Source organism: Nostoc sp. FACHB-892, from assembly GCF_014698795.1.
Lineage (GTDB): Bacteria > Cyanobacteriota > Cyanobacteriia > Cyanobacteriales > Nostocaceae > Nostoc.
In genome coordinates this window covers 153,450-167,332 of the sequence record NZ_JACJTR010000003.1, presented here as the reverse complement: position 1 = coordinate 167,332, position 13,883 = coordinate 153,450, and the positions used below count along the sequence as shown (strand labels likewise).

Genomic DNA, 13,883 nt, shown 5'->3' with positions numbered 1-13,883 from the left:
TCTTTGGTTATAAAGAAAAATTAAGTCTAGAGGAACAAAGGGATTGGGCATTGGTCAATAACCAATAATTTTTCTTCCCCTGCCCCCTGCCCCCCACTCCCCACTCCCTACGGCGCTTTCTTCTGTTCCTCGATCGCCTTACTTGGCGGAATCTCCTCAAGAGGAATCAGTGCTTCGATCACCGACTTCACAATTGGGGCGGCGACAGTAGAACCATAAGCACTTTCTCCTTTTGGCTCATCCACCAGTGCAAACACTACATACCGAGGAGATTCCACTGGCAAAATGGCCACGAAGCTGGTCATTCTAGCACCCTTGATATAGCCACCATTAGGACTAGCTTTTTGGGCTGTACCAGTTTTACCAGCAATACGATATCCGGGAATTTGTGACGGCTTCCCACTGCCTTCATCAACAACAGTTTCCATCATTTCCACAACCTTTTGGGCTGTTGCGGCTGAAAAAATTTGGCGTGGGATGGTGCGAGTGGGTGAATCATGCATTTGCCCTTTAGTATCAACCAACCCCTGCACCACATGAGGTGTGACCAACTTACCGCCATTAGCTAAAGCACCGTGCATTTGCACTAGCTGTAACGGTGTCATGGAAAAGCCTTGCCCAAAGGAAGTAGTAGCTGGTTCAATTGGTGAAGCAATAAATTCTTCTTGACTTTTGAGCCGCCCACCAACTTCAAAAGGTAAATCTGTATCAACTTTTTGTCCTAGCCCTAAACGTTCTAGCCAGTTGTAGTAGATTGAAGGCTTTAAGCGTTGGATAATTTGCACCATGCCAATGTTGCTGGAATATTGCAAAATCTGAGCGATGCTGATTTGCCCATAACCATTATTCATCGCATTTTTGATGGTGTAATTAGCTACTCGAACAGAACCGGAGTCATTAAACATATCATCTGGTTTGATGATGCCATTTTCTAGAGCGATCGCCACATTCAAAGGCTTAAAAGTCGATCCTGGTTCATAAAGATCCGCCACCGTCCAGTTTTTAAATAGCGAGATATTAGCTTTAGCATATTCATTAGGGTTATAGGTAGGCTGAGAAACGAGGGCGAGTAAAGAACCATCCAACGCATCCATGACAATTACCGCCCCACGTTTAGCGTCAAACTTTTCCATCTGTTGTTTGAGCGCAACGCGGGCAATTCGTTGCAGACGGCTATCAATAGTAAGTTTTAATCGCAAATCATCAAAATGCAAAAAACCTTCGGGCGCATGATTCGGCATCAGGGCCCCACTACCATCGCGACTGAGCCGCACTGTTTGCACAGGACGTTCTAGTAACTTCTCTTGAGAGTATTCCACCCCTGCTTGACCACGACGGTCAAGATTTACATAGCCCACCACATCAGAAACCAAATCGTCTGGCGGATAAAATCGGGAGTATTTTTGAATTAACTCCAAGCCATTTAAGCGCAAAGCAGTCACGCGATCAATAATTTCTTCGGGCAGAGCTGGGTCAAGTATAATTCCGCTTTTTTTGCTTTGAAAAGTTTTCACCAAGTCAGCAGTATCTTTTGCCAATATTGGGGCAAGTCGCTCTGCTATCTCTTCATTAGATTTCTCAAACAGCTTGGGATGAGCATACAAAATATATACTGGACGGTCAATTGCCAACAGATTATTATTGCGATCTACCACCGGGCGACGGGGCATAAAAGGTCGCAAATTCACCATTTGCTGGTTTCGTGCCTGCTGCGTTAACTTTGGCCCCTTGACAATTTGTAGGTTATATAAATTGACACCCAACCCTAACCCTGCTGCCATTAATAGACCCCATACTACAAAGAGTCGGGACTTGGTGTTGGATGTCTGGTCTTGGATACTAGAGGCAAGTGTCCCCAAAAACCCTCGTTTAGAACCCTTTTGTCGCCTAGTGAATGCTGAATTCCGAAACTTTCTGAATTTTGTTCTGCTTGGTGATTTTTGCATTGCCTTACTCAGTAGCAAATTGCTTTTCGGAATCAAAAGTTAGTTACTCTCAACTCCTAACCTTAATATCCCAATGGCGAGAGTGTTTGCTCTTGCGTTTGAGAATTTGGCGTTGTGTTAGACGATGCTGGCTTAGGATTATGAGATGCAGGAGGCAAGAAAATCATCCCTTGAGGAGTCGGCGATACCAGCCCTGTTGTTGATTTTTCTGCTTCCTCAGCCATTTTATTTCTCAGCGTTGCGTTGGTTGTCGTTAACAGCCGCTCATGACGTTGGAGTTTTTGCAGCCTGCTATATGACTTACTCCAAAGGTCTTGAGAATATACCGTCCAGCCGTAAACAGCAAGTGTCGATGCTACTAACAAGAACGCCAAAACTGTCGAATAACGATGAAAGGTGTACAAGCGTAGTAACCATAAAGGTGCCGCTCCAGAATTAGGCATTATAGGAAGGCGAAGAAAACCTACCCTTGGAGTTTTCTGGTTTCTACTCGACTGCTCATTGAGATTTAGCAGTTGTTGTCTACCCAACTCTTTCACCTGTTTGGGTATAACTGCCTCATTTGTGGGAGAAACCGCTAGCTTTTTCGAGGAACGCTGTCGTCTTTGAGAGGATACTGGTGCAGCTTGGGCAGTTGGTGTAGGAGAGCTTTGTGCTGCTGATTCGGTACGCGCAGAGCGTCGCCTCCCTAAAGAAAGGATAGAATCTCGCCGGAACCAAGTACCCTTTTTAGAAACAGGAGATTTACGAGCAACTACCATAAATTTTTTAGATTGAAAATACTGTACTTTAGATTGATTGTCTTAATTGCCTGTTTTTGCTTAGGTTAAAATTCCCTTCTGTGCAACAAGTACACATCAACAGACTACACCCTTTTAAATGTGCTAATAGGTAGCTGTAGCAATGTTTGCATCCTCTAGATATTGCAATTTTGCAATCAGCAATTAGCAACTGGACAGCTTGCCCTTTAGATATCGCACCTAAAGTATGGCAACGTAGGGCAGCAAGGTGCAATACTCCGGTAAAAAATAAAATTTTTTGCTATGATACTCTTTTTGCTAGAAAATTTGGTAATTTCCGTTTTCCTCCCGATTTAAGAGAAATTAATCAGATGGCTGTATGATAACTAATCCGAAAAAGAATACCCCAAAAGATTGTTTTTTTAAGTATGTAATCTCCCAATATTAAAAAAAAGCAATAAATACGGTATCGTATTCAACAGGTGAAAAATTGTTCTAGCCATAATTGGTGAAAGAGGAGTTATGAAAACAAAAATCTTTGGTTTGGCTGTAATGTTAAGTCTGGCTACAGTTCTCGGAGCCTGTGAAGGCGGTGGTGGTGGTACTGGTACTACTACTCCAGGTGGTACTACAGGTGAACCAACTGATGCACCTGCTGCAACTCCGGCAGTTACTCCGGCAGTTACTCCCGCAGCTACTCCTAAATAAGGCATCAATCAGCTTTAGTTTAAATTATGCCCAAGACAACTTAGCCACAACGTTTGTCACTAAATAGCTTGAATTACATTAGGTTCACGTAAAAACCTATGTTTTTCTATTGGTGTATCAGGTACTGGAGTTGGCTCAAATACCAGCTAAGTAGGGCAGCAAGTAAAGGACACTGGTTATGAGGGTTACCTCTTCAACCATGTGTCCGTCTGAAATTTTCGCCTGACCGAACTTTGTTTGACATCAAAAGAATTTGAGTTCTGTAAATCTAAGCCATCTTGTGGGCAAAGTACTTCTCTGATTTAGTATTTGAAATGGCTTAGACTCCTGAGTTTTGAGAGGGCAAAACAATTCATTGCGATCGCTGGCAATTGCTCAAGAGCATTCCCTGTAGTCTATTCTGTATTAGGAGAGACTTAGTGATGTCTGTTGATATTGCCAGATTTTTATTGGAAAAATTTATAAGTTTGGCAATTGGGCATGGGGAGAGTTAAAGCCAGAAAAACAGCAAAATTACTGTGCTTAAGTGTAATTATTGCAACTTTTGTTGTATTAAATACTTATTGGAAATCAGCAGTAATAGCATTACCACCACCAGAGGATACACCAGAAGAAATATTACGCACTAAGATTATCATAGAAGCGCGATCGCCTGTTGATGGAAGTTTTCTAACAGCTGCCGAATATATTGAGTTACAAGCGCAGCTCCAACTTGCTCCGCCCCCAAAACTAGACTCCAAAATTCGGGATCAGGTTTTCTTGCTTCGTATACGTAAAACCTTACTTCAGTTATTCCCATTTTTAAATATTTAGTCATTTAGTCATTAGTTGTTTTTCCCTCTGCCTCTCGTACCTACTTAATCCCCAGTGCCCAATGCCCAATGCCCAATGTCCCATTCTGATGTAGGATAACGGTGGCGACAAAATTGCAAATAAATGTAAAGAATATATATAGATATTAAAAAAGTAGATTTAGTCAATCACGTTATTACACTTAGGTAGCTTCATGTCCATAACCACGATCGCCCCTGAGCAGGTTAACAGCATCGTTTGGAATCAGCATAACGATCCCTTTGAAATATTAGGTTCCCATCCCATAGAACAAGACGGCAAAACTGTCTGGGTTGTGCGAGCCTACTTACCAAACGCAAGTGCAGTATGGGTGGTTCTTCCTGAGCAACGGAAGGAATATCCAATGCAAACAGTGCATAATCCTCACTTTTTTGAATGCACGATTGACACTCCAGAACTGGCAAACTATCAGCTACGGATTAAAGAAGGAGAACATGAGCGAGTCACTTATGACCCTTACGCTTTCCGTTCTCCAAACTTGACAGACTTTGACTTGCATTTGTTTAGTGAAGGCAACCATCACCGGATATATGAAAAACTGGGAGCGCACCCCACGGAAATAAACGGCGTTAAGGGCGTTTATTTTGCTGTTTGGGCACCCAACGCCCGCAATGTTTCATTGCTGGGAGATTTCAACCTCTGGGATGGACGCAAACACCAGATGCGTAAAGGCCCCACCGGAGTTTGGGAATTGTTTATTCCTGAAATCGGGGTGGGAGAGCATTATAAATATGAAATCAAAAATTTTGAGGGACACATTTACGAAAAATCCGATCCCTACGGTTTCCAGCAGGAACCCCGCCCGAAAACGGCATCCATTGTCACTGATTTAGATGCTTATAATTGGCATGACGAAGGCTGGATGGAAAAACGGCGTCATACTGATCCACTCACCCAACCAGTCTCAGTTTATGAAGTGCATTTAGGGTCTTGGTTACACGCTTCGAGTGCAGAACCTGCTAAACTCCCCAATGGTGAAACTGAATCGGTAGTTGTGGTTTCTGAACTCAAGCCGGGCGCACGCTTCCTTACTTACCGGGAACTAGCAGACCGACTAATTCCCTATGTCAAAGAATTAGGATACACCCATTTAGAATTACTGCCCATTGCGGAGCATCCCTTTGATGGTTCTTGGGGTTATCAAGTAACCGGGTACTATGCTCCTACCTCCCGTTTTGGCAGCCCCGAAGATTTCATGTATTTTGTTGACAAATGTCACCAAAATGATATAGGGGTAATTGTAGATTGGGTTCCCGGTCACTTTCCCAAAGATGGACATGGTTTAGCTTTCTTTGATGGTAGCCATTTATACGAACACGCTGACCCCCGCAAGGGCGAACACAAAGAATGGGGTACTTTGGTGTTCAACTACGGTCGTCATGAAGTTAGTAATTTCCTCGCAGCAAATGCCCTCTTCTGGTTTGACAAGTATCATATTGACGGGATTCGTGTCGATGCTGTTGCCTCAATGCTGTATAACGATTATTGCCGCGAACCAGGAGAATGGCTGCCCAACCAGTACGGCGGTAGAGAAAACCTAGAAGCAGCAGATTTTCTGCGTCAGGTAAATCACATTATCTTTAGCTATTTCCCCGGTATTCTCTCAATTGCTGAAGAATCCACTTCTTGGCCGATGGTGTCTTGGCCCACCTACACAGGCGGACTAGGCTTTAACTTGAAGTGGAATATGGGCTGGATGCACGATATGCTGGATTACTTCAGCATGGATCCTTGGTTCCGCCAGTTCCATCAAAACAATATCACCTTTAGTATGTGGTACAACCACAGCGAGAACTTCATGTTGGCTCTGTCCCACGATGAAGTAGTGCATGGTAAGAGCAATATTATCGGTAAAATGCCGGGGGATACATGGCAGAAGTTAGCTAATATCCGTTGTTTATTTAGCTATATGTTTGCTCACCCAGGTAAGAAAACCATGTTTATGAGCATGGAGTTTGGGCAGTGGAGTGAGTGGAATGCTTGGGCTGATTTGGAGTGGCATTTGTTACAGCATGAAGCCCACCAACAGTTAAAAACGTTTTTCCGGGAATTGAACCATCTCTACCGTTCTGAACCAGTTTTGTACACCCAGGATTTTGCTGAACCGGGGTTTGAATGGATTGACTGTAGCGACAACCGCCATAGTGTAGTTTCCTTCATCCGTCGTGACAAGGATTCTGATGATTTTGCGATCGTCGTTTGCAATTTTACACCACAACCCCATTCTCACTACCGCATTGGTGTACCGCAAAAGGGATTTTATACCGAGTTGTTTAACAGTGATGCGCGTAAGTATGGCGGCAGCAATATGGGCAACTTAGGTGGTAAGTGGACAGACGATTGGTCTTTGCACAGTCGTCCCTATTCACTGGATTTGTGTTTACCACCTTTGGGTGTGTTGATTCTTAAGTTGGATAAGAAGAAGACTGCTGAGGCATTGCAATAACAATCAAGGGTGGATATCTAGCCTGTCCAGGAGTCATCAAAACTTTACAGCAGTTTTCATTTATTCCAACCATATCTATCGTAAGGGCACAGCAATGCTGTGCCCTTAGAGCGTGGTTTATTTACTGAATAAAAGCGCGATAGTCGTTCACGCAACGTCTATTTTATCAACTAGCGATCGCTCAACAGTTCTGCTACAGTCTTTAAGCCTGGAGTCTTTTTTGCTGCTGTCTTGACGTAATCATAAACCGTCAAACTGCCCAGCATCGCTTCGCTACCGACTGTCAACAGCGTATCATCACTACTTAGCAATAGGAAAGAGCAGTACAGTATTCGTATTAACGAGCAATGGCGAATCTGCTTTGTTTGGACGGATGAGAACAATGCTTCGGAAGTTGAAATAGTAGATTATCACTGATGTCTGGAAATAATCATGAACAACAACCGTCTACCAAATATCTACCCTGGAGAAATCCTACAACTAGAATTTTTAGAGCCACTAAATATCACCCCTTATCGATTAAGCAAAGATATAGGTGTAACTCAAACAAAAATTAGTGAAATTTTATCTGGAAAACGTACTATTACAGCAGATACAGCTTTGCGTTTATCTCGCTATTTTGGTAACAGCGCTCAGTTTTGGTTGAATTTACAAACGCAATACGATATACGTCAAGCTCTTGAAGAAAATGCAGAATGATTTGATGCAGTTATGGTTATTTAATGTTGAAACATTATGAAGACTTTATTTGAAAAACTGGGTGGTGCAGATGCTATTGATTTAGCAGTTGACAAATTCTATGAGCGAGTCTTGCAGGATAACCGCATCAAGCACTATTTTGCCGATGCGGATATGGTGAAGCAACGAGAACACCAGAAAGCTTTTCTGACTTATGCCTTTGGCGGAACTGATAAATATGACGGTCGTTATATGCGTCAAGCTCATAAAGATTTGGTGGAAAAGCAAGGCTTAAACAGCGAACACTTTGATGCAGTGGCAGAGGATTTGATGGAAACTTTGAAGGAGATGGGCATTTCTCAGGAACTAATGGCAGAAGTCGCTGCGGTAGCTTCTGCACCACAACACAGGAAAGATGTCTTAAACCAGTAAGAATAATCGGAGAATACTTCAGAATTAGCCCTACTAATATACTGTGCATTAATATTAGGAGTAGTTTATGTTTTACAAGTTAACCCCATCCAAAAAGAACCAATTGTTTCTTAGCTTGACTTTATCCATTTTTGCCGCAACGTGAACGCCTAAGCTGAAAGCTTTATGGGGCAGTCGTTTTACTTTTTTAACTTCATCGATAATATGTGATGTAGAAAAAGTATTTGCCAAAAAGCCAGAGTTTTTGCCGGATAAAGAAAACCGAGTTTTTAATTTTGGATAAAGTCGAGCTTAGGAAGCATTTCCAACCGACTTCATTTTACCTGACGATCCAGTTGAAAATATTCAACAACCCCGCGATCGGTGATGGGATACAGAAGGAAATTTGCTGTTGTGGAGCAGCGAACAAGCCCAACAGGAACGCCAGCGTGCTGAGATATTAGCAGCTAAGTTACGTGAGCTAGGTGTTGACCCTGATGCGTGGGCGTAAGCCCGCACTTCTCTGCGTTTGCGCAGTGTGTCGCAGACAGACGCTCCGCGTAGCTTGAGCTTACTTCCCCGAAGGAGACTTGGCTCAGTGACCATCGTAGACATCGCATAACCTAAAGGGATGCTGGGAATAATAATTTTGGGACATCAGCACCAAAAATTCCATGAAACAGCAAAAAAATCAGTTCAGCCATCTTACTGCGATCAAAAGAAATTATCTGTCATTTCCTGCACAGCTTTTATTAAATCAAAACCTTTTACAAGGCAAAATACTAGACTTTGGTTGTGGCGTTGGTAATGATGTTACAATATTGCGCCAAAAAGGTTTTGATATTACAGGCTATGACCCTTATTATTTCCCAGAATATCCTGACACTAAATTTGATACAATAATTTGTTTTTATGTTTTAAATGTTTTATTCCCCGAACAACAAGCTAATGTTCTTATGGAAATATCCCACTTCTTAAAACCAGGAGGTAAAGCTTATTACGCTGTAAGAAGGGATATCAAAAAAGAAGGTTTTCGAGAGCATTATGTCCATAAAAAACCAACATACCAATGTATCGTAAAACTTCCCTTTACTTCAGTTTGCTTAGATGAACATCGGGAAATATATGAGTATGCCCACTATAATCATCAGCGAAATTCATCTAACTATTGTATATTCTGTAATCCTCCTAAAAATCTAAAACTATTAACTGAATCAGCAACTGCTTATGCTATTTTTGATGGCTATCCAATAAGTAAAGGACACGTTTTGGTTATTCCCAAACGTCATGTTAGCAGTTATTTTGAATTACCATTTAAAGAGCAATCTGCTTGTTGGTTTATGGTAAACAAAGTACAAGAGATTCTCAAAGCAGAACTTGAACCTGATGGTTTTAATATAGGAATGAATATCAATCGAGCTGCGGGTCAAAATATTATGCACGCCAGTATTCATATTATCCCTCGTTATAAAGGTGATACTGTCTCTGCTAAAAGTGGAATCAGGAACGTTATTCCTAAAAAGCAATAGTTTTTCTGTAATAATTCAGGAGTCAGAATTTTGCTGTAACTTTACTTTTTTGAAGTGAGTATGAAAATTACTGCAACATCATGACTTGCTCAAACTTATCTCATAAGGTTGAGATCATCTTTTAAATGCTTCGTCACCATGCTTTTTCAATACAATCTCTACTTTGTTATTCTGAGCATTACTGTAATCATTTCAGCTACTGTTGCGTTTGCAGCTTGGCAGCGTCGCTCAATTTCTTTGGCTAGCAATCCTTTCATTTTGATGATGCTGGCGATCGCGGGATACGCTACAGTTGCAGCAATGGAAGCAGCAGCAATTATCCTCTGAGAAAAAATATTTTGGTCAAAGCTGGAGTATGTTGGCTCAGGCAGTGTAATTACACTCTTCCTCATATTTGCAATGCACTTCACGAATAAAAATCGTTGGCTAACGCCTCAAATACAGCATTGCTATGGGTTATCCCTACCTTTAATGTGATTTTGGTAGCAACAAACGAATGGCATGGTTTAGTCTGGTCTAACTGAAGCTGATAAAATTTTGGTAACTCTTAACTATTAATAAATATATAATAGGTGCTTAGTGCTATTCATGCTTTATATTTAGCGACAGGGTGGTGCAAACAGCCACTCATCTTCAAACACTTAGGAGGCAGTACCCACCGGGAGCAACTTACGCTTCGATACCATCAGCACGTAGCGGAAGTAAAGGTTAAGTTGATATTAAAACGAATAATTTTTGCTGAATTGTGACAGATAAAGACTAAACTAAAAAGTCTTGTGCAGCAAAACCTGTAGCTTTAAATGAAGTAATCATGTCTAAGGTTCTTGTCTCTGATTCTATTGACCAAGCTGGAATTGACATTCTTTCGCAAGTTGCTACCGTTGATGTCAAATTAGGTCTAAAACCAGCAGAACTCATCCAAATTATTGGTGAGTATGACGCACTGATGATTCGCTCTAGTACACGTGTCACCCAAGAAATCATTGAAGCCGGCACTCAGCTAAAAATCATCGGTCGTGCTGGTGTGGGTGTGGATAATGTGGATGTTCCCGCAGCCACCCGCCGGGGAATTGTAGTAGTCAATTCTCCAGAGGGAAACACAATTGCCGCAGCTGAACACGCACTAGCGATGATTTTGGCTTTGTCTCGCCACATCCCCGATGCTAACGCTTCGGTGAAACGCGGTGCGTGGGATCGCAATAGCTTTGTCGGTGCGGAAGTCTACAAAAAAACTCTCGGCGTTGTCGGTTTGGGTAAAATTGGCTCTCATGTTGCGGCTGTCGCTAAAACAATGGGGATGAAACTCCTAGCTTATGACCCTTTTATTTCTACAGACCGAGCCGAACAACTTGGCTGTCAGTTAGTTGAGCTAGATTTACTCTTTCAGCAAGCAGACTATATCACCCTACACATCCCCAAAACCCCAGAAACCACTCACTTAATCAATGCCACAACTTTGGCAAAGATGAAGCCTACAGCCCGGATTGTCAACTGCGCTCGTGGTGGAATCATTGATGAAGTAGCTTTAGCAGCAGCTCTGAAAGCAGGTAAAATAGGCGGTGCAGCCTTAGATGTGTTCGAATCAGAACCACTAGGTGAATCTGAATTGCGATCGCTAGGCAAAGAAGTGATTCTCACTCCCCACTTGGGAGCCTCTACCGCAGAAGCTCAAGTGAATGTCGCCATTGATGTTGCCGAACAAATTCGGGATGTACTTTTAGGACTACCAGCGCGTTCAGCCGTCAACATTCCTGGACTTGGCCCCGACGTATTGGAAGAACTCAAACCCTATATGCAACTAGCAGAAACTCTAGGTAATCTAGTAGGACAGCTAGCTGGCGGACGGGTGGAAGTACTTAATATTCGACTGCAAGGCGAACTTGCTACCAACAAAAGTCAGCCTTTAGTAGTAGCTGCCCTGAAAGGTTTACTTTACCAAGCTTTGCGGGAACGGGTAAATTATGTCAATGCCAGCATAGAAGCTAAAGAGCGTGGCATTCGGGTAATTGAAACCCGCGATGCTTCCATCAGAGACTATGCCGGCACACTTCATCTAGAAGCCACAGGTACTCTAGGTACTCACTCTGTCACAGGTGCTTTGTTGGGTGAACGGGAAATTCACCTCACTGATGTTGATGGTTTCCCGATTAACGTTCCACCCAGCAAATATATGCTATTTACCCTGCACCGGGATATGCCGGGGATTATCGGCAAACTTGGTTCCCTACTCGGCAGTTTTAATGTGAATATTGCCAGTATGCAAGTAGGTCGTAAAATCGTCCGCGGTGATGCGGTAATGGCACTGAGTATAGATGACCCTTTACCTGAGGGCATTTTGGATGAGATTATAAAAGTCCCTGGGATTCGGGACGCGTATACGGTAACTCTTTAATTTTGGATTGCGGATTTTGGATTTTGGATTGGTAATGGCTAATTGCTCATTGTTTTTCGCATTGGTCACTAACCGTTACCAAGTCCCCAATCTAAAATCTAAAATTTAAAATCTAAAATTATATGGCAAACACTTGGTGGGAACTACAGATTTCATGTGAGCCAGACCTAGAAGATTCAATCTTTTGGCGACTGGAAGATTTTGGCTGTCGTGGCACAGCTAGTGAAAACAAAGGAAATTCATCTTTCGTCAGGGCTTACTTATCAACAATTCAAACGCAGCTATTAGATTTGGCAGCGCTATCGCTGTTGCTCCGTCAAGATGCCCTCTGTGTAGGGCTTTCATCTCCCTCACTGCAATGGCAGTTAATTGATGAGGAGGATTGGGCGACTAGCTGGAAGCAATATTGGCATCCCCAGGAAATAGGCGATCACTTTCTAATTAACCCAGCATGGCTACCATTACCAGAAACAACGGAACGGTTAGTGATTCGTCTTGACCCCGGTGTAGCATTTGGTACAGGCAACCATGCCACCACTCAGCTATGTTTGGAATCCTTGGAAATGCGTCTAAGTGGAGTTCCTCAGTCGTTTGTGGGTACTAGCGGCAAACATGAACATCTGGTAATTGCGGACATTGGCTGCGGTTCTGGTATCCTTTCTATTGGAGCGCTGCTACTGGGAGCAGAGAAAGTCTATGCAGTAGATAATGACCCTTTGGCAGTGCAATCAACTATTAGTAATGCTGCGCTAAATGATATTAATCCAGAACGTTTACTCCCAGCATTGGGAAGTGTAGACGTTTTGACAAAACTGCTTCAAAATCCAGTAGACGGTATAGTTTGCAATATTTTGGCTCATGTAATTATTGAATTAATTCCAGAAATGAGTGCGATCGCTAAACCTGATACTTGGGCTATCTTCAGTGGGATTTTACTAGAACAATCGAAAGCTGTTGCTGATGCCTTAGAAGAAAATGGCTGGGTGGTTGCAACCCTGTGGAAACGAAAAGAATGGTGTTGCTTGAATGTACGGCGTTCTTAACCCAGTAGATATTAGTAGTTTTGTACTTCATACAGATGAAAACTGCCGTATCTAATCAAAACTTCTATCGTGAGGAAGATTTATACAAATGTGGTAATCTATCTCAACAGTACCTTTCTTTTTACCTATTTTTGTATTGAAATGAATATTCAGCTAGTATGATACAGGTAATTTTATGACCTCTGCTGAATTTATCTCTCCAGCGCAGTTGCAAGAAGAATTCCAGATTGAGGGAATTACAGAAACTAATGTACTGCGTTATTTTGAAACTTTAAATGCAGGAGAATTTGAGGCAACTGCTGCCTTATTTTCGATAGATGGTGTGATGCGTCCACCATTTGAATCTGATATCGTGGGAACAGATGCGATCGCAGCCTACTTAAAACAAGAAGGCCAAAACATTAAGGCTTATCCTAACACCGGAATAGCGGAGGCTTTAGAAAATGAGACGATTCAAGTTCAGGTAACAGGCAAAGCACAAACTTCGTGGTGTAGCGTGAATGTCTTGTGGCTATTTATTCTTAATCAACAAGGGCAAATTTCATATACTAAAATTAAACTTTTAGCTTCTCCGCAAGAGTTACTTTCTCTACGTCGTGAGAACTAGCAAATAAGTGTAATAGCTTGGCAATGTGGATCATACCCAAAAGAAAATCCAGGCATCGAAAATTTGTATAAATCACATAACTTGAAAAATAATAACTTTTGGCTATTGGACTAATTCGGGTAAAGTCGCCTCTAACTTGAGACAGTTGGCACCATTAACCTGCAACTGGTAATCCACTTTATCCATGAGACGATTCATAATTAGCCAACCATAACCACCTTCTTGTTTTTCCATAGGGTTTGGAGCATAGTAATTAGACATATCAAAGCCTTCACCGTAGTCCCAAATTTCTAGGGCAAGATCCCGGTCTTTCACTTCCAAACGTAGTAAAATCGTTAAATTAGGTTTGTCCTTGTGGGCATGACGAACTGCATTTGAGTAGGCTTCTACTAAAGCCAGTCTCAAACGACTTGATTGCCGTGACCAGTCTACAGATTCTCCTAGGTGGATTTTCAAACATCCTAACAGCCAGGTTTCGACAATATTAAGAAAACTCAAGTCACTTGGTACATGAAGCTCACTTTTCATTAC

General features: G+C 42.2%; 17 protein-coding genes. 13 read left to right on the top strand and 4 right to left on the bottom strand.

Annotation, left to right across the window (positions count from 1 at the left end):
* Positions 1-107: 107 nt before the first annotated feature.
* Positions 108-1,946, bottom strand: coding sequence for a penicillin-binding protein 2 (locus tag H6G96_RS05550; protein ID WP_190910508.1), 1,839 nt, complete (start codon positions 1,944-1,946; stop codon positions 108-110).
* Between the two features lie 62 nt (positions 1,947-2,008).
* Positions 2,009-2,707 carry a hypothetical protein gene (locus tag H6G96_RS05545; RefSeq protein WP_190910507.1) on the bottom strand — a complete coding sequence of 233 codons (699 nt, stop codon included), beginning with the start codon at positions 2,705-2,707 and terminating at the stop codon, positions 2,009-2,011.
* 501 nt (positions 2,708-3,208) lie between these two features.
* On the opposite strand from H6G96_RS05545, the gene H6G96_RS05540 reads away from it, so the two are divergent.
* From H6G96_RS05540 to glgB, 3 genes are all read left to right on the top strand, one after another.
* Positions 3,209-3,394, top strand: coding sequence for a hypothetical protein (locus H6G96_RS05540; RefSeq protein WP_190728752.1), 186 nt, complete (start codon positions 3,209-3,211; stop codon positions 3,392-3,394).
* Positions 3,395-3,874: 480 nt separating this feature from the next.
* On the top strand, positions 3,875-4,207 hold the full coding sequence (locus H6G96_RS05535) for a hypothetical protein (protein ID WP_190910506.1): 333 nt from the start codon (positions 3,875-3,877) through the stop codon (positions 4,205-4,207).
* Between the two features lie 193 nt (positions 4,208-4,400).
* Complete coding sequence (gene glgB / locus H6G96_RS05530; RefSeq protein WP_190910505.1) at positions 4,401-6,692, top strand: 1,4-alpha-glucan branching enzyme; 2,292 nt, start codon at positions 4,401-4,403, stop codon at positions 6,690-6,692.
* Positions 6,693-6,862: 170 nt separating this feature from the next.
* On the opposite strand, the gene H6G96_RS05525 is transcribed toward glgB, so the two are convergent.
* Complete coding sequence (locus H6G96_RS05525; RefSeq protein ID WP_190910741.1) at positions 6,863-7,003, bottom strand: hypothetical protein; 141 nt, start codon at positions 7,001-7,003, stop codon at positions 6,863-6,865.
* On the opposite strand from H6G96_RS05525, the gene H6G96_RS05520 reads away from it, so the two are divergent.
* The 10 genes from H6G96_RS05520 (at position 6,948) to H6G96_RS05485 (ending at position 13,352) form a co-directional block, all read left to right on the top strand.
* Positions 6,948-7,109 (top strand): type II toxin-antitoxin system RelE/ParE family toxin, encoded by a 162-nt coding sequence (locus tag H6G96_RS05520; RefSeq protein WP_190910727.1) that lies wholly within the window; start codon positions 6,948-6,950, stop codon positions 7,107-7,109. The genes H6G96_RS05525 and H6G96_RS05520 overlap by 56 nt on opposite strands.
* A 15-nt stretch (positions 7,110-7,124) precedes the next feature.
* Positions 7,125-7,391, top strand: coding sequence for a HigA family addiction module antitoxin (locus H6G96_RS05515; RefSeq protein WP_190910504.1), 267 nt, complete (start codon positions 7,125-7,127; stop codon positions 7,389-7,391).
* A gap of 36 nt (positions 7,392-7,427) precedes the next feature.
* Positions 7,428-7,802: a group 1 truncated hemoglobin gene (locus H6G96_RS05510; RefSeq protein ID WP_190910503.1), complete on the top strand. Its 375-nt coding sequence runs from the start codon at positions 7,428-7,430 to the stop codon at positions 7,800-7,802.
* Between the two features lie 653 nt (positions 7,803-8,455).
* Positions 8,456-9,310: an HIT family protein gene (locus tag H6G96_RS05505; protein WP_190910502.1), complete on the top strand. Its 855-nt coding sequence runs from the start codon at positions 8,456-8,458 to the stop codon at positions 9,308-9,310.
* A gap of 138 nt (positions 9,311-9,448) precedes the next feature.
* Positions 9,449-9,637, top strand: coding sequence for a hypothetical protein (locus H6G96_RS41140; protein WP_242063177.1), 189 nt, complete (start codon positions 9,449-9,451; stop codon positions 9,635-9,637).
* Positions 9,638-9,643: 6 nt separating this feature from the next.
* Positions 9,644-9,787, top strand: coding sequence for a histidine kinase N-terminal 7TM domain-containing protein (locus H6G96_RS41135; RefSeq protein WP_347242188.1), 144 nt, complete (start codon positions 9,644-9,646; stop codon positions 9,785-9,787).
* A complete protein-coding gene (locus tag H6G96_RS42810) occupies positions 9,757-9,834 on the top strand; it encodes a hypothetical protein (protein ID WP_347242187.1) in 78 nt (25 codons plus the stop codon). Before H6G96_RS41135 ends, H6G96_RS42810 begins: the two co-directional genes overlap by 31 nt.
* Positions 9,835-10,121: 287 nt before the next feature.
* Positions 10,122-11,702: a phosphoglycerate dehydrogenase gene (gene serA, locus H6G96_RS05495; protein WP_190728761.1), complete on the top strand. Its 1,581-nt coding sequence runs from the start codon at positions 10,122-10,124 to the stop codon at positions 11,700-11,702.
* Between the two features lie 122 nt (positions 11,703-11,824).
* A complete protein-coding gene (gene prmA / locus H6G96_RS05490) occupies positions 11,825-12,745 on the top strand; it encodes a 50S ribosomal protein L11 methyltransferase (RefSeq protein ID WP_190910501.1) in 921 nt (306 codons plus the stop codon).
* A gap of 175 nt (positions 12,746-12,920) precedes the next feature.
* A complete protein-coding gene (locus tag H6G96_RS05485; protein WP_190910500.1) occupies positions 12,921-13,352 on the top strand; it encodes a ketosteroid isomerase family protein in 432 nt (143 codons plus the stop codon).
* 102 nt (positions 13,353-13,454) lie between these two features.
* Here the strand turns inward: H6G96_RS05485 and H6G96_RS05480 are convergent, their stop codons facing one another.
* Positions 13,455-13,880, bottom strand: a complete 426-nt coding sequence (locus H6G96_RS05480) for an anti-sigma regulatory factor (protein WP_190910499.1) — start codon at positions 13,878-13,880, stop codon at positions 13,455-13,457.
* Positions 13,881-13,883 lie beyond the last annotated feature (3 nt).